The sequence below is a fragment of the Streptomyces sp. NPDC002867 genome (assembly GCF_053591895.1).
Genome location: NZ_JBSFUR010000006.1, coordinates 224,304 through 240,663 on the forward strand (window position 1 = coordinate 224,304; position 16,360 = coordinate 240,663).

Genomic DNA, 16,360 nt, shown 5'->3' on the forward strand with positions numbered 1-16,360 from the left:
CCGTACGTACGTCACCGGCGTCACTGTCGTCGGCGGCACCCCGTCATCACTGGAGGCACTTCCATGACCACCTTCGTGGACCGCGTCGAGCTGCACGTCGCCGCGGGTAACGGAGGCCACGGCTGCGCCTCCGTGCACCGGGAGAAGTTCAAGCCGCTCGGCGGGCCCGACGGCGGCAACGGCGGCCGCGGCGGCGACGTCATCCTGGTCGTCGACCAGTCCGTGACCACGCTGCTCGACTACCACCACAGTCCGCACCGCAAGGCCACCAACGGCAAGCCCGGCGAGGGCGGCAACCGCTCCGGCAAGGACGGCCAGGACCTGGTCCTGCCCGTGCCCGACGGCACCGTCGTCCTCGACAAGAAGGGCAACGTGCTCGCCGACATGGTCGGCCAGGGCACCACGTACGTCGCCGCCGAGGGTGGCCGCGGCGGTCTCGGCAACGCGGCGCTGGCCTCGGCGCGCCGCAAGGCCCCCGGCTTCGCGCTGCTCGGCGAGCCCGGCCGCTCGGGCGATGTCGTCCTGGAGCTGAAGACCGTCGCCGACGTCGCGCTCGTGGGGTACCCGAGTGCGGGCAAGTCCTCGCTGATCTCGGTGCTCAGCGCGGCCAAGCCGAAGATCGCGGACTACCCCTTCACCACGCTCGTCCCGAACCTGGGCGTCGTGACCGCCGGCTCGACCGTGTACACGATCGCCGACGTCCCCGGCCTGATCCCGGGCGCGAGCCAGGGCCGCGGCCTGGGGCTGGAGTTCCTGCGCCACGTCGAGCGCTGCTCGGTGCTGGTGCACGTGCTGGACACCGCGACGCTGGAGTCCGACCGCGACCCGGCCACCGACCTCGACGTCATCGAGGAGGAACTCCGGCAGTACGGCGGCCTGGAGGACCGGCCGCGCATCGTCGTCCTCAACAAGGTCGACATCCCCGACGGCCAGGACCTGGCCGACATGATCCGCCCGGATCTGGAGGAGCGCGGCTACCGAGTCTTCGAGGTGTCGGCGGTGGCGCACAAGGGCCTCAAGGAGCTGTCGTACGCGCTGGCCGAGATCGTGGCCGCGGCGCGGGCCGCCAAGCCGGTGGAGGAGGCGACCCGGATCGTCATCCGTCCGAAGGCGGTCGACGACGCGGGCTTCACGGTCACGCAGGAGGAGGACGGCCTGTTCCGCGTGCGCGGCGAGAAGCCGGAGCGCTGGGTGCGCCAGACCGACTTCAACAACGACGAGGCCGTGGGCTACCTGGCCGACCGCCTGGGCCGCCTCGGCGTCGAGGAAGAGCTGATGAAGGCCGGCGCCCGCGCGGGCGACGGCGTGGCGATCGGCCCCGAGGACGACGCGGTCGTCTTCGACTGGGAGCCGACGATGATGGCGGGCGCGGAGATGCTCGGCCGCCGCGGTGAGGACCACCGCTTCGAGGCCCCGCGCCCGGCGGCGCAGCGCCGCCGCGACCGCGAGGCGGAGCGCGACGAGGCGCTGAAGGAGTTCGAGGGCTTCGACCCGTTCTAGGACGGGGCAGCCGGTCGTTCCCGGCCCGGTCAGGCGCGCCTGACCGGGCGGACTGCGTCCGGGCTCCGCGGGGCCGGACCGGGTGCTCCCGGGCCCGGTGCCGGGCGGGCCGGCGGTACGAAGCGGGCCCCGGTAGGGCCGGCCGGTGCTCCGCGCAGGCCCTTCGGGGCCCGGCGCGCCCCGGCATGGTGCCCGGGACCGAATCGGGTGCGGTCACCGGGAGGGTGGGTGTCCGGCTGCCGCGGGAGGCGGTCGAGGCCGCCACCCGCCGCCGGTGCAGCCGCGTGCCTGCAGCCGCCCCGCCCGAAGACCCGCACAGCGGACCGCCGGATCCCCGCCCCCGCGGCGACGCGACCCGTCGTCACGGCCCCCAGCGCAGCCCGCGCGCCCGGGCTCGCAGCCGACGGGGCGGTGTGCCCCGGGGCGCCCGAGGCGCCGCCGACCGGCGATCGTGTGCGCGGCCGCTCCGTTTCGCGGAAACGCACAACCTCCCACCCGCCTTGTCCGTCTGACCTGGTTGATGGCGGGGCGTTCACCCGGAATAGGTTCAATCATGGCCGATCGGGCGACATCGGGCATACGGTGAACTGTGGTCCGGGCTGCTGCCCCGTCAGGTCAGGGGTCGTCTGCATCCGGCAGCCGCAACGGGCTACCCGTTCGTCCCGGAGCAGGCCGGAGCAGAAGTGAACGGAGCACCATGAAGATCTCCTTCCTCATCCACACGATTTACGGGATCGGCGGAACCATCCGCACGACGCTGAATCTGGCGGAGGAACTGGCCAATCGCCACGAGGTCGAGATCGTCTCGGTCTTCCGGCACCGCGACGACTCCGCGTTCGCCCTGGACCCGCGCATCACCGTCGTGCCCCTCGTCGACACCCGTCAGGGCAGCGCCGACCGGCAGGAGCCCCTGTTCGCCGAGCCGGCCGTCGCCTTCCCGCGTGCCGAGGCCCGCTACAAGGAGTACAACCGCCTCGTCGACGAGCGCGTGCGCGCCCACTACGCCGCGTCCGACGCGGACGTCGTCATCGGCACCCGCCCCGGCCTCGTCGCCTACGTCGCCCAGTTCGCTCCGGCCACCGCCGTCCGCATCGGCCAGGAGCACATGACGCACAACCATCACAAGGCCGCGCTGCGCGAGGAGATGTACGAACACCTCGACACCGTCGACGCGTTCGTCACCGTCTCCGAGGGCGACGCCAAGGTGTGGCGCGAGAAGATGCCGCTGCCCACGACCCGCGTCCTGTCGATCCCCAACAGCGTCCCCGAGCCGTCCGTCCCGCCCTCCGACGGCACCGGCAGGACCGTCGTCGCGGCCGGGCGGCTCGCCGCCGAGAAGCAGTACCACGTCCTCGTCGACGCCTTCGCCGAGGTCGTCAGGCAGCGGCCCGGCTGGTCCCTGCGCATCTACGGCTCCGGCGACCAGCGCGACAGGCTGCGCGCACGCATCGACGAGCTCGGCCTGTACAACGAGATCCACCTGATGGGCCCTCACTCGCCCATCGAGCCCGAGTGGGCCAAGGGGGCCATCGCCGCGTCGACGTCCCGTCACGAGTCGTTCGGCATGACCCTCGTGGAGGCGATGCGCTGCGGCGTGCCGATGGTGAGCACCGACTGCGACTACGGTCCGCGCGAGATCATCGAGGACGGTGTCGACGGCCTGCTCGTCCCCGTGGGCGACGCGCAGGCCGTCGCCCGGGCGCTCCTGCGGCTGATCGACGACGAGGAACTGCGCCGCCGCATGGCCGCCGCCGCCGTGCGCAACGCGCGCCGCTTCGACCCCGGTGTGGTCACCAAGCAGTACGAGGCCCTCTTCGACGAGCTCGCCGCCGAGGCGGCGCAGCGCGCGCACATCCCCGGGATAACCCCGGTCGCGGACTGCGCGGTCGCCGTCGACGGCTCGGTGGACGTGAGCCTGGTCCCGCCGCTGCCGGAGGGCATCGAGAACGGTGCCCGGCTGGTGTGCACCCGGACCGGAGCCCGTACCGAGGTGCGGACCTTCGACTTCGACGAGCGCGGCTCCGCGACCGTCCCGGCCGGCGAGGTCTTCCCGGAGGGCGTGTGGAACGTGTTCGTGGAGCTGGCCGGGGCCGGCGCCCGGGGCCGGGTCACGGCCCGCGTGGTCGACCAGCGCGGCGCCCTGCACGCGGCCGAGCGGCTGAGCCCGGGCGGCCCGGTGCGCAACCTCGTCCCGTACGAGGACAAGGCCAAGGGCGGTGCGCTGATGCTGCGCGCCTGGCACCGGCCGGTCCATGCCGAGGCCGCGGACGTCCAGGTCCACGGCTCCCGGGTCACCCTGGAGGGCAGCATGCTCGGCACGGCGACGGTGGCCGGCGATCCGACGCTGGTGCTGCGCCGCCGCGGCAGGCCCACGGACGAGATCCTGTTCCCCGGCGAGCGCGTCGGCGAGGACGGCTTCCGTTTCTCCTTCTCCTCCACGGTGCCCGCCGCCTCGCAGACCACCGCCCACGACGTGTGGGACGCCTTCATCCGCTACGCGCCCGACGCCAGGCCGGTCAGGATCGGCCGGGTGCTGGACGACGTGGTCATGAAGCAGCGCATCTACGTCTACCCCCCCACGGTGATGGCCAAGAGGCGCCAGGGGAGCATGGCCCGTGCCGTGGCCAAGCGGGTGCTCGGCCGGCCGCGCAAGAAGGTCCGTGTGCGCGTCTACTACACGCTCTCCAACGACGTCGCACTCAACGTGGTGGATCTGTAGCGGAGCGCCTTGTCCCGCTCAGGAGTGGTTCATGCCACTCACATGTGTGGTGTCAGTCACTCGTTCGGATGAGCGATTCTCGGCCAACACCCCTGATCACCGGGTGAACAGCAGGTTTCCCCCTCCCGTGGGTGCGGCGTCACCCGCCTTGCGGGACGGTAACGGAGAGTGCAACCATCAGTTTTGTTCCCCAGCCCTCGCAAGGTAGGTCGTCTGTGTCTGTGCAGCACATAGCCAAACCCCGAACCACAGCTGTCGTGCTCGCCGGTGGTACCGGCCAGCGCGTGGGTCTGTCGATTCCCAAGCAGCTGCTGAAGATCGCAGGCAAGGCCGTCATCGAGCACACGCTGGCGATCTTCGAGCAGGCGGAGTCGATCGACGACATCATCGTCCTGATGGCGCCGGGCTATGTGCCGGACGTCGAGAAGATCGTCGCAAAGGCCGGGCTGACCAAGGTCACCAGGGTCATCGAGGGCGGCTCGACGCGCAACGAGACCACCGAGCGCGCCATCGCGGCCCTCGGCGAGGGCCTGGCCGAGGGTGAGGACCGCAACGTCCTGTTCCACGACGCCGTCCGCCCCCTGCTCTCCGAGCGCGTCATCAAGGACTGCGTCGACGCCCTGGACCGCTACCAGGCCGTCGACGTCGCCATCCCGTCCGCGGACACGATCATCGTGACCCGCACGCACGGCGAGGACGGCGAGTTCATCACCGACGTCCCGGACCGCTCCCGGCTGCGCCGCGGCCAGACCCCGCAGGCCTTCAAGCTGTCGACGATCCGCAGGGCGTACGAGATCGCGGCCGGCGACCCGAACTTCCAGGCGACAGACGACTGTTCGGTCGTGCTGAAGTACCTGCCGGACGTTCCGATCTACGTCGTCGCGGGCGACGAGTACAACATGAAGGTCACGCAGCCGGTCGACGTCTTCATCGCCGACAAGCTGTTCCAGCTGGCCTCCACCGCCGCTCCCGCACAGGCCGACGAGGCCGCCTACCGCGAGCTGCTGGCGGGCAAGACCCTGGTCGTCTTCGGCGGCTCCTACGGCATCGGCGCGGACATCGCCAAGCTGGCGGAGTCCTACGGCGCCAAGGTCTACGCGCTCGGCCGCTCGACCACCGGCACCCACGTCGAGAACCCGGAGCACGTCGACGACGCGCTGTCCACGGCCTACGCCGAGACCGGTCGCATCGACTACGTCATCAACACCGCGGGCGTGCTGCGCATCGGCAAGCTGGCCGAGACGGACAACACGACCATCCAGGAAGCGCTGAACGTCAACTACCTGGCCCCGGTGCAGATCGCGCGCGCCTCGCACAAGTACCTCGCCGAGACCAAGGGTCAACTGCTGCTGTACACCTCCAGCAGCTACACCCGCGGCCGCGCCGAGTACAGCCTCTACTCCTCCACCAAGGCCGCCATGGTGAATCTCACCCAGGCCCTGGCCGACGAGTGGGCCGCCGACGGCATCCGCGTCAACTGCGTGAACCCGGAGCGCACCGCCACCCCGATGCGCACCAAGGCGTTCGGCACCGAGCCGGCCGGTTCGCTGCTGTCGTCCGAGGCCGTGGCCCGAACCTCGCTCGACGTGCTGCTGTCCGCGCTGACCGGTCATGTCATCGACGTGCGGCAGCAGGATCCGACCCGCGGCGCCTCCGAGGCATCCGGGTTCGAGCAGGCCCTGGCGTCCGTCCTGGACCGTCAGGAAGATGTGTAATACTTCTGGACATTCGAACATTCGGGCCTCTGTAGTCGCCGTACAGCGCACTGCGGGGGCCCGAGTCTGTGGAGCCGGTCCTTCACACCTCCTCCGCAGAGCGGTTTCGCAAGGAAAACAGTCGGCACCCCCTGGAGCAGGTTCTTCGTGATTTCGAAAGCCATTCGCATGGCTCGCGTGGGCAGCGGATCGGAGCTGGCCGCCGCAATTCTCCTGATGCTCGGATTCCCGTGCGTCATGCTCGCGGCGATAATCCCCAGTCTCTGGTTCTTCACGGCTGCCGTCGCCGTGACCTACCTCGCCGACCAGTACCTGCACCAGCGGTCCAGCTATCTGGTCAACCGGCTGGCCAAGGTCCGTGCGGGCCTGTCGATCCGCTTCCTCGTGCGCCAGCTGCTGCTCGTGCTGCTGCTGGCCCGCATGGGGTACGCGGAGGAGGCCCTCTTCTACGTGACGGTCGCCTGCCTTCTCGGCTTCTACGGTCTCCAGGCGCCGCACGGCGCGATGGTCACGCTGATCCGGCTGCGCCGGAAGCTGCCGGTGGTCACCCGCAACATCGACCTCTCGCACGTGCGCATTCCCGACGCCCCGAGGCCCGGCCTGATCAACCGTTCGGCCGAGAAGATGCTGCATCTCGACGTCTTCTCCTTCGTCGGCGTGATCGTCGCGATCGAGACCGGCGCCAATGCGTTCGCATACGCGGGTCTGGGCCTGACGGTGCTGCTCGCCGTCGGTTATCTCGCTGTACTGCTGCCCGGTCTCCGTCCCGCCCGGCTGCCGGCCTCGCCGGAGAAGGTGCTCGAGGGCATCGACGCCTGGCTGCGCGAGTACAAGCCGACCGTGATGCTGTACTTCTCCGGCTCCAAGGACTCGGCGTACCAGGTCAACATGTGGCTGGAGACGATGGCGCAGCTCGGCGGCCGGCCGCTGATCTTCCTGCGCGAGCGCAATATCGTGCCGCAGCTCGGCAACACCTCGGTCCCGGTGCTCTGCGTGCCGGGAGGTGTGCACCTGATGAACCTGGACCTGTCGTCCGTGCGCGTCGCGCTGTACGCGGCCAATGTCGGCAAGAACATCCACATGCTCCGCGTGCCGACCATGAAGCACGTCTTCATCGGTCACGGCGACAGCGACAAGCTCGCCAGCGTCAACCCGTTCAGCAAGGCGTACGACGAGGTGTGGACCGCGGGCCGCGCGGGCCGCGACCGTTACGCGCTGGCCGACGTCGGTGTGCTCAGCGAGGACATCGTCGAGGTCGGCCGTCCGCAGCTCGCCCCCATCGAGCACTGGACGGGCAAGCCGCGGGGCCCGATCCCCACCGTGCTCTACGCCCCCACCTGGGAGGGCTGGGACGACAACCCCGGCAACACCTCCCTGCTGCTGGCCGGCGAGAACATCGTCAAGCGGCTGCTGAACTCCGAGAAGCCGGTGCGCCTGATCTACAAGCCGCACCCGTTCACCGGCACCCGCGACCCCAAGGCCAGGGCCGTGCACCTGCGGATCACCGCCATGGTCGAGCAGGCCGCCGCGGCGCGCGCGAGCGAGCCGAGGTGGGTCGAGGAGGCCGCGGCGCACGCCGAGGAGCACGCCGCCGCCCGCGCCGAGCTCCAGCGCATCGAGGCACGGCTCGCCGAGCTGTCGGGCCAGACCCGGGTCGGCCGGGACGAGGCCGAGGAGTCGCGCGACTCCGTGGCGGACCCGGCGCGCGAGGCGGAGACCGCGAAGCTGGCCGAGGAGTGGAACGCCGCGTACTGGCGCTCCTTCGGCTGGTGGGAGCACAAGGTCATCACCGGTCCGCAGCCGCGTCTGTACGACTGCTTCAACCAGTCGGACGGCATGGTCTCGGACATCTCCAGCGTGGTATCGGACTTCATCGCGAGCGGCAAGCCGTACGCGGTCACGGACTCCGCCGGGCTGGGCGAGGCCGAGTTCAAGCGGCAGAACACCGCGGTGCGCGCCGCGGTGATCCTCTCCAACAGCGCGGTCGAGCTCGACGAGCTGCTCACCGCCGTCGCCGACCGGGACGCCGACCCGCGTGCCGCGGCGCGGCAGGAGCTCAAGGAGTACCTGCTCGGCCCGGACGAGCCGACCTCCATCGAGCAGTTCGACGCGGCGGTGCAGGCCCTGGCGGCCAAGGCCGAGGCCCGCAACGCCGGTGTGCTGCAGCGTCTGTCGGAGGCGGAGCAGTCGCCCGGCCTGGACGACACGCCGGTCGGCTGACCCGCCCGCGCGAGCGGCCCGGTGGCATCCCCGGAAGGGGGCGCCACCGGGCCGTTCCCGTTCCCGGCGCCCATGCGGGCGAGGTGCACCTTTTTGCCCGGTGGGTCATGAAGGGCAACCAATAGGTGTTTCCGGTTGTCTTGTGTGCGTGAATGACAATCTCGTACCCGACGTCACGGTTGTCGTCGGCGCCTACGAAGCCATGCCCTACCTTGTCCGCTGCCTGGAGTCGGTGGAGTCCCAGACGCTGGGTGCCGACCGCATCGAGCTCGTCGCGGTCGACGACGGGTCGACCGACGGCACGGGGGAGTACCTGGAGGAGTTCGCCGCCCGGTCCAAGGTCCGCACCACGCTGATCAGGCAGCCCAACTCCGGTGGCCCGAGCGGCCCGCGGAACGTCGGTCTCTCCCACGCCCGGGGCCGCTACGTCTTCTTCCTCGACGCCGACGACTTCTTCGGGGACGAGGCGCTGGAGCGGATGGTCGCCATGGCCGACCGGGCGGGGACGGACGTCGTGCTCGGACGGATGGCGGGATGCGGGCGGGGCGTGCCGCGGTCGATGTTCGTGAAGACGCTGGAGCACGCGGACGTCTACACCTCCCGCGTCATCTACGCGCTCAGCGCGCAGAAGCTGTTCCGCCGTGAACTGCTGTGCCGGCTGGGCCTTCGGTTCGACGAGACCCTCCTGACCGGGGAGGACTCGCTGTTCACCATGGAGGCGTATCTCAGCGGCAACGGGGTGTCGGTCGTCGCCGATTACGACTGCTACTACCTGGTCGGGCGGGAGGACGGCAAACACGCGACGAGGCGCGGCGGTTACCAGCCCCGCTTCGAGGCGCTGACCGCCCTGGCCCGGCTGATCGCCCGGCTCGAACCGCCCGGTCACGGGCGGGACCTGCTGATGGTCCGGCCCTTCACGGTCGGGCTGCTGCAGCAGTTCGGGCCGGCCCTGCTGCGCGCGCCGGAGTCCGAGCAGCGCGACCGGCTGCGGCTGGCGGCGGCGATGACGGATCCGTACTGGACCAGGGGCGTCGCCCGGCACGTGAAGGTGGGGGAGCGGCTGGTGCTGGAGTGCGTGGCCCGGGGGCGGCTCGATCTGCTGAAGGACGTACTGGAGTTCACCGCCGCCAAGAAAGCGCCGGAGGTCGTCCGCCGGGGCCGCGCGGGCCGGACCTACCTCGCGTACCCGCACTTCGGCGACCGCCGCAGCGGCCTGCCCCGGTCCGTCTACGAGGTGACCGTGCCCGACTGGTCGGGCAGCCGGCGCGTCCTTCCGCCGAAGGTCCGGAGCCTCCCGCGCAGGGTTCTCGGCAGGATTCGCAGGAGTGCTGCGCGCGCCCGCCGGGCACGCGTTTTGCGAGGCGGGAAAGCAAAGGGTGAGACATAGGTAACATCGAAGTGCCGGAGCGGTATCCCCTCGGGGAACGCTCTTCCGACTTCTTAGGGCAGGGATAGTGAAGGCACTCGTACTCGCCGGAGGAGCCGGGACGCGACTCCGGCCCATTACGCACACATCCGCCAAGCAATTGGTGCCGGTCGCCAACAAGCCGGTGCTCTTCTACGGTCTGGAGGCGATTGCGGAAGCCGGGATCACCGAGGTCGGCGTCATCGTCGGGGAAACGGCTCCGGAGATCGAGGAAGCGGTCGGCGACGGATCCCGGTTCGGCGTCAAGGTCACCTACATTCCGCAGGAGCGGCCGCTCGGACTCGCGCACGCGGTGGTCATTTCCCGGGAGTTTCTGGGAGAAGACGATTTTGTTATGTATCTCGGTGACAACTTCATCGTCGGCGGCATCAGCGGACTCGTCGACGAATTCCGCGCCGAGCGCCCGGACGCGCAGATCCTGCTCACCAGGGTCCAGGACCCGACCTCCTTCGGCGTCGCCGAACTCGACGGCCAGGGCCGCGTCGTGGGCCTGGAGGAGAAGCCGCAGCAGCCCAAGAGCGATCTCGCGCTCGTCGGCGTCTACCTCTTCACCCCCGTCGTGCACGAGGCCGTGCGCGCCATCGAGCCGTCCTGGCGCGGCGAGTTGGAGATCACGCACGCCATCCAGTGGCTGATCGACCAGCAGCGGGACGTGCGGTCGACGACGATCGCCGGCTACTGGAAGGACACCGGCAACGTCACCGACATGCTGGAGGTCAACCGCTCGGTGCTGGAGACCGTGGAGCCCCTGGTGGACGGCGTGGTCGACGGCGACAGCGAGATCATCGGCCGGGTCCGCGTCGAGGAGGGCGCCCGGATCACCGACAGTCGCATCGTCGGCCCCGCGGTGATCGGCGGCGGCACGGTGATCAGCGGCTCGTACGTCGGCCCGTTCACGTCCGTCGCCGAAGGGTGCCGGATCGAGGACAGCGAGATCGAGTACTCCATCGTCCTGCGCGGCGCCTCCATCACCGGTGTGCGGCGCGTGGAGGCGTCACTGATCGGCCGGGACGTCGAGGTCACCCCCGCGCCCCGTACCCCCTCCTCCCACCGACTCGTGCTCGGCGACCACAGCAAGGTGCAGATCTCCTCATGACCACAAAGATCCTGGTGACGGGCGGCGCCGGATTCATCGGCTCCCACTACGTGCGCACGCTGCTCGGCCCCGGCGGGCCCGGCGGCGTCGCCGTCACCGTCCTCGACAAGCTCACCTACGCGGGCAACCCCGCGAACCTCGACGAGGTGCGCGACCGCCCCGGCTTCGACTTCGTGCACGGCGACATCTGCGACGCCGGACTCGTCGCCAAGCTGATGGCCGAGCACGACCAGGTCGTGCACTTCGCCGCCGAGTCGCATGTGGACCGCTCCATCGACGGGGGTGCCGAGTTCGTCCGTACGAACGTCGTCGGCACGCACACGCTCGTGGACGCCGCGCACCGGGCCGGTGTCGGGACGTTCGTGCACATCTCCACCGACGAGGTCTACGGTTCCATCGACGAGGGCTCCTGGCCCGAGACGCACCCGCTGCAGCCCAACTCGCCCTACTCGTCGGCCAAGGCGTCCAGCGACCTGATCGCCCTGTCGTACCACCGCACCCACGGCCTGGACGTGCGGGTGACCCGCTGCTCCAACAACTACGGGCACCACCACTTCCCCGAGAAGGTCATCCCGCTGTTCATCACGAACCTGCTGGACGGCCGGAAGGTCCCGCTCTACGGCGACGGCGGCAACGTCCGCGACTGGCTCCACATCGACGACCACGTCCAGGGCGTCGAACTGGTCCGCACGAAGGGCCGTCCCGGCGAGGTCTACAACATCGGCGGCGGCACCGAGCTGTCCAACAAGGAGCTCACCCGCCTGCTGCTCGACGCCTGCGGCGCCGACTGGGACACCAGCGTCGAGTACGTCACCGACCGCAAGGGCCACGACCGCCGCTACTCGGTCGACTGCACCAAGATCCGCGAGGAGCTCGGCTACGAGCCGCGCAAGGACTTCGCCACCGGCCTCGCCGAGACCGTGCGGTGGTACCGCGACAACCGCGCCTGGTGGGAGCCGCTGAAGGAGCGTGCGGCACTGTGAGCACATGGCTCGTCACCGGTGCCGGCGGCATGCTGGGCCGCGACGTCCTCGGCCGGCTGGCGGCGGCCGGCGTCGCCGCCGCGGGGCTTGCCCGCCGCGACCTGGACATCACCGGCCCCGACGCGGTGCGCGCCGCCCTGGAGGCGCACCGGCCGGACGTGGTGGTCAACTGCGCCGCCTGGACGGACGTCGACGGCGCCGAGGAGCACGAGGAGGCCGCGCTCGCCGTCAACGGCACCGGCCCCCGGGTGCTCGCCGAGGCGTGCAAGGAGAGCGGCGCCGTCCTGCTGCACGTCTCCACCGACTACGTCTTCGCCGGTGACGCCCGCGAGCCGTACGCCGAGGACGCCCCCACCGGCCCGCGCAGCGCCTACGGGCGCACCAAGCTGGCCGGGGAGCGCGCCGTGCTGGACCTGCTCCCGGACACCGGCCACGTCGTGCGCACGGCCTGGCTCTACGGCGCGGGCGGTCCGAACTTCGTGCGCACCATGATCCGGCTGGAGGCCGCCCGGGACACCGTGGACGTCGTCGACGACCAGCGCGGCCAGCCCACCTGGAGCGCCGACCTCGCGGACCTGCTGGTGCGGCTCGGACGCGGCGCACTGGCCGGCACCGTGCCCGCCGGGATCCACCACGGCACCAGCGCGGGGGAGACGAGCTGGTACGGATTCACCCGCGAGATCTTCCGGCTGCTGGGCGCCGACCCGGATCGCGTACGCCCGACGACCAGCGCCGCCTTCGTGCGGCCCGCGCCCCGCCCCGCGTACAGCGTGCTGGGACATCAGGGGCTGCGGAGCAGCGGTGTCGAACCGATTCGCGACTGGCGGGAAGCGCTCGCAGAAGCGTTCCCGGATGTCGTCGCCGCAGAGCGCGGAATGGGTGCTACCGGCCGGTAGACGTTTACGTCCAGGCCGCGTACACGCTAACTTCGCTGGGAATCAATCCATTTGATTCCCAGCGAAGGGCTCCATCAGTGGACCGCCATGGCTTCCTGCGCCAGCTGCACCGCATCTACAAACCTCGCAACTATCTCGAAATCGGGGTCAACGACGGGCGCAGCCTGGCGCTTTCCCGGGTTCCCTCGGTAGCGGTCGACCCGGCATTCCGGGTCGTGACGAGCATCAGTTGTGATGTGCACCTGGTCAGAGCCACGAGTGACGATTTCTTCGCCCGCAAGGACCCCTTGGTCCATCTGCGCACCGGTCGCAATCCGTTTCGCGCGCTCGCCCGCAAGGACCCGATGAACGTCCTCGGCGGCGAACCCCGGCTCGAGCTGTCGTTCATCGACGGAATGCACCTGTTCGAGTACGCGCTGCGCGATTTCATGAACGTCGAACGGCATTCGCGCTGGTCCAGCGTGATCGTTCTCGACGACATGCTCCCGAGGAGCGTGGACGAGGCCGCCCGCGACCGGCACACCAAGTTCTGGGCGGGCGACGTCTACAAGGTCGTCCAGGTGCTGCGGAAGTACCGCCCGGACCTGGTCGTCGTCGAGGTGGACACCGCGCCCACCGGTGTCGTCGCCGTCTTCGGCGCCGACCCGGAGAGCACCGTCCTCAAGAACGCGTACGACAAGATCATCGAGGAGTACGTCGTCCCCGACCCCCAGGACGTCCCGGAGGAGGTGCTGGTACGGAAGAACGCCGTGCAGCCAGAGACGCTGCTCGGCGCAGACTTCTGGCCGGGGCTGATCCGGGCCCGCACGCTGCGCAGGTCGCGCGCCTCGTTCGCGCCGGTGCGCCGCAGCATCGAGAAGATCACCGGCTGACCCTGCCCAGGTGGCGCGGAAAGGCCCCCGGGTCCTGACCCGGGGGCCTTTCCGCGCGTGTGCTCAGCCGACGGGCGCGTCCGCGGCCCTCAGCTTCAGGTAGTACGCCTCGCACTCCTCGTACGACGGCAGCAGCCCCTGCCGCTCCGCCTCGGCCAGCGTCGGCGCGGCGGCGTCCTTCTCGGACAGCAGCGGAGTGACACCTTCGGGCCACTCGATGCCGAGGTCCGGGTCGAGCGGGTGGATGCCGTGCTCGCGCTCGGGGGCGTACCCCTCCGAGCACAGATAGATCACGGTCGCGTCGTCGGTGAGGGCCATGAAGGCGTGGCCGAGGCCCTCGGCGAGGTAGACGGCGTGGTGGTCGGCGTCGTCGAGGCGCACGGCCTCCCAGCGGCGGTACGTCGGCGAGCCGACGCGGATGTCCACGATCACGTCGAGGACCGCGCCGCGCACGCACTTCACGTACTTGGCCTGGCCCGGCGGCACATCGGCGAAATGGACGCCGCGCAGCGTGCCCCGGGCCGAGACCGAGCAGTTGGCCTGCTCCAGGCGGAGCCGGTGCCCTGCCGCCTCGGCGAGGTCCGGTGCCCTGAACCACTCGTGGAAGCTCCCGCGGCTGTCGGGGAAGACCTTCGGCTCGTTCACCCAGGCTCCGCCGATCGAGAGCTCACGCATCTGTTCCACTCCTCGCTGTCGTGATCGTTCCGTGAAGCCGTGTGCCCGCCGGCCGTCCGTCAGCCCAGCACCCGGGCCGCCAGCCGGCGCACCTTCTTGCGGCCCGCCGACGGCAGCCGGCGCACCACCGGACCGGCCACGGCCCGGGCCGCCCGACGCAGCGCCGACCGTCTGCGGTGGGCGGCCAGCTTCCGCAGCAGCATGGGGTCGGCCACGGGGAGGCCGTCGTCGGGCCGGAGCCGTCCGGCGCCGTCCACCCCCACCCCGCACAGCGGCAGCAGCGGTCCCTTCGCCCCGTCCAGCCGTACCCAGAGCTGCCAGTCCCCCTCCGGCGCACCGGGGACACGCCGGGGAACATCCAGGTGGGCCCGCCCCAGCTCGGGCCGCAGCGCCCCGGAGAAGGTGTGCACGGGCTCGGGCGTCTCCTCGGACTCCGTGGGCTTGGCGAGCACGAGCTCCGGCGCACCTGTGCCCACGCCCGTTCCCGGGCCGGTGCCGTCCGTCGTGAACAGGTCCAGCCGCAGCTGGATCCCGGCCCCCGGCATGCGCAGCACCGTGCGGCCCGCGAGGTAGGGGGCCACCTTCTTGCCGCGCCGGGCCACGTCGAGCGTGAGATTGCTGTGCGGGTCGGTGAAGTACGGGATCACCGAGCGGGGCGGGGACGACAGCAGCGCCGGCAGACAGCGGCCGTCGACCTTCGGGTCACGGTCGGCGCCCAGGCGCGCCTTGCGCACCAGCCCCAGGCCACGCACGGTCACCCAGGCGTCCCAGAAGCCGCGCGGGAGGCTGCCCCGGCCCTTCTTGCCGCCCTCGGACGCCAGCCGGCCCGTGCCGCGCAGCACGACCTCGCAGCTCCCGTCCTCGCGGTCCTCGACCTGCGCCGTGAACGTGGCGGGGCACAGCCATTCGACGGCCGTCTCGCGGTCGCGCAGCGAGAGCTCGGCGGTGAAGCCGCCCAGGTCGTCGGTGACGTCGACGAGCTCGTCGGCGGGCAGGAAGCGGCCGGTGATGTCCGGGTGCAGATACAGCCGGCCGTCACGGCGCAGCAGCGTCAGCGGCTCGCGGTCGTCGCCGTGCACCAGACGCGCGGCGATGCCGATCGCGATGCGGCCGTCGTCCTGCCAGGCGAGGTCCTCCAGCCGCACCGTGCCCTTGACGGTGGATGCGAACCTGGCCAGTCGTACGAGCCCCTCCGCGTCGTCGTTGCGCAGCAGGGTCGAGCGCAGCCGCAGCAGCGGGCCGAGGCCGTCGTGCACGGAGTCGGTCATGAAGTCGAGCGCGAGGGGGCGCACCGCCTCGGTCATCTCGCGCAGGTACGTCTCGTCGTACTTCAGGACGGCGGGCTCGCTGAGCCTGCTGAGCATCTCGACCCGGTAGAAGCGGCGCAGCACCCGGTCCCGCAGCGGCCCCGGCTCGGTGCCCGCCACGACCACGTCGAGGACCTCGCGGAGATTGCCGTAGTAGCCGGACGGCACGAGCTTCGCCGACCCGGCGTTCTTGCCGTCGTCGCGCTTCGAGTAGTAGTAGCAGGTGTACGTGCCGAGGATCGAGACGACCTTGGCGGGGATGTACGCCTTCATCATGTACAGCTGGTCCTCGAGGCGGCGCTTGCCCTCCGGGTAGGCGATGCCGTGCTCGCGCAGGAACTGCGTACGGAACATCTTGTGCGGCGTGAGGCTGTCGTACAGCGGGGCGTTGCGCAAGGTGCACTTCTCGCGGTTGTTGCGGAACACGCCCTGCGGGACGCCCCGGAAGTTGCTGGCGACCTTGCCGATGACGATGTCCGAGCCGTTGCGGCGGCCCATGTCGTAGAGCCGGCGCAGGGCGTCGGTGCCGAGGTGGTCGTCCTGGTCGAGGAACTGGACGTACTCGCCTTTCGCCTCCGCGACGCCGATGTTGCGCGGCTTGCCTGGCCAGCCGGAGTTCGGGATGTGGATCACCCGGAAGTGGGAGTGCTCGGCCGCCAGCTCGTCCAGGCGCGCGGGGGTGTCGTCGGTCGACCCGTCGTCGACGAACAGGACCTCGAACTCCTCGGCGGGCAGGGTCTGCCCGAGCAGCGATTCGATGCACGGATCGATGTACTTTCCGGGGTTGTACACCGGGATGACGACACTCACTTTGACCGACACTATGTGCCCCGTCTCTTGTGGGAACCCGAGTCGAAGGTGGGGGCCGGAGGCAGGGCGATGCGGGCGCGCGCCACCGCCCACCAGCACCCTAGCGGTTGTCCGGATTCTGTATCAGCAACCCGCTCAGGC

General features: G+C 70.6%; 11 protein-coding genes. 9 read left to right on the plus strand and 2 right to left on the minus strand.

The genetic code is table 11. The features are described 5' to 3' along the window. Positions 1–63: 63 nt before the first annotated feature. From obgE to ACWD0A_RS08475, 9 genes are all read left to right on the plus strand, one after another. Positions 64–1,500: a GTPase ObgE gene (gene obgE / locus ACWD0A_RS08435; RefSeq protein ID WP_307715515.1), complete on the plus strand. Its 1,437-nt coding sequence runs from the start codon at positions 64–66 to the stop codon at positions 1,498–1,500. A gap of 697 nt (positions 1,501–2,197) precedes the next feature. Further along, a complete protein-coding gene (locus tag ACWD0A_RS08440; protein WP_451295871.1) occupies positions 2,198–4,219 on the plus strand; it encodes a glycosyltransferase family 4 protein in 2,022 nt (673 codons plus the stop codon). A 215-nt stretch (positions 4,220–4,434) separates the two neighbouring features. Continuing rightward, entirely contained in the window at positions 4,435–5,934 is a 1,500-nt protein-coding gene (locus tag ACWD0A_RS08445) for a D-ribitol-5-phosphate cytidylyltransferase (protein WP_451295873.1), read from the plus strand. 168 nt (positions 5,935–6,102) lie between these two features. Then, the gene (locus tag ACWD0A_RS08450; protein ID WP_451295875.1) at positions 6,103–8,154 is read left to right on the plus strand and encodes a hypothetical protein; all 2,052 of its coding nucleotides are present in this window, start codon (positions 6,103–6,105) and stop codon (positions 8,152–8,154) included. 148 nt (positions 8,155–8,302) lie between these two features. After that, positions 8,303–9,541, plus strand: a complete 1,239-nt coding sequence (locus ACWD0A_RS08455; RefSeq protein ID WP_451295877.1) for a glycosyltransferase family 2 protein — start codon at positions 8,303–8,305, stop codon at positions 9,539–9,541. A gap of 67 nt (positions 9,542–9,608) precedes the next feature. After that, positions 9,609–10,676 carry a glucose-1-phosphate thymidylyltransferase gene (locus tag ACWD0A_RS08460; protein WP_451295879.1) on the plus strand — a complete coding sequence of 356 codons (1,068 nt, stop codon included), beginning with the start codon at positions 9,609–9,611 and terminating at the stop codon, positions 10,674–10,676. Then, entirely contained in the window at positions 10,673–11,659 is a 987-nt protein-coding gene (rfbB, locus tag ACWD0A_RS08465; RefSeq protein WP_451295881.1) for a dTDP-glucose 4,6-dehydratase, read from the plus strand. Before ACWD0A_RS08460 ends, rfbB begins: the two co-directional genes overlap by 4 nt. Positions 11,660–11,688: 29 nt before the next feature. Beyond that, on the plus strand, positions 11,689–12,555 hold the full coding sequence (gene rfbD / locus ACWD0A_RS08470) for a dTDP-4-dehydrorhamnose reductase (RefSeq protein WP_451295961.1): 867 nt from the start codon (positions 11,689–11,691) through the stop codon (positions 12,553–12,555). A 77-nt stretch (positions 12,556–12,632) separates the two neighbouring features. Beyond that, the gene (locus tag ACWD0A_RS08475) at positions 12,633–13,427 is read left to right on the plus strand and encodes a class I SAM-dependent methyltransferase (protein WP_451295883.1); all 795 of its coding nucleotides are present in this window, start codon (positions 12,633–12,635) and stop codon (positions 13,425–13,427) included. Between the two features lie 63 nt (positions 13,428–13,490). Here the strand turns inward: ACWD0A_RS08475 and rfbC are convergent, their stop codons facing one another. Both rfbC and ACWD0A_RS08485 read right to left on the minus strand, forming a co-directional pair. Then, the gene (gene rfbC / locus ACWD0A_RS08480) at positions 13,491–14,102 is read right to left on the minus strand and encodes a dTDP-4-dehydrorhamnose 3,5-epimerase (protein WP_451295885.1); all 612 of its coding nucleotides are present in this window, start codon (positions 14,100–14,102) and stop codon (positions 13,491–13,493) included. Positions 14,103–14,161: 59 nt separating this feature from the next. Then, complete coding sequence (locus ACWD0A_RS08485) at positions 14,162–16,219, minus strand: glycosyltransferase family 2 protein (protein WP_451295887.1); 2,058 nt, start codon at positions 16,217–16,219, stop codon at positions 14,162–14,164. Positions 16,220–16,360 lie beyond the last annotated feature (141 nt).

Coding starts and splice junctions, on each gene's coding strand:
- obgE (WP_307715515.1), top strand. CDS start 64: ATGACCACCTTCGTGGACCGCGTCGAGCTGCACGTCGCCGCGGGTAAC.
- ACWD0A_RS08440 (WP_451295871.1), top strand. CDS start 2,198: ATGAAGATCTCCTTCCTCATCCACACGATTTACGGGATCGGCGGAACC.
- ACWD0A_RS08450 (WP_451295875.1), top strand. CDS start 6,103: ATGGCTCGCGTGGGCAGCGGATCGGAGCTGGCCGCCGCAATTCTCCTG.
- rfbB (WP_451295881.1), top strand. CDS start 10,673: ATGACCACAAAGATCCTGGTGACGGGCGGCGCCGGATTCATCGGCTCC.
- rfbD (WP_451295961.1), top strand. CDS start 11,689: ATGCTGGGCCGCGACGTCCTCGGCCGGCTGGCGGCGGCCGGCGTCGCC.
- rfbC (WP_451295885.1), bottom strand. CDS start 14,102: ATGCGTGAGCTCTCGATCGGCGGAGCCTGGGTGAACGAGCCGAAGGTC.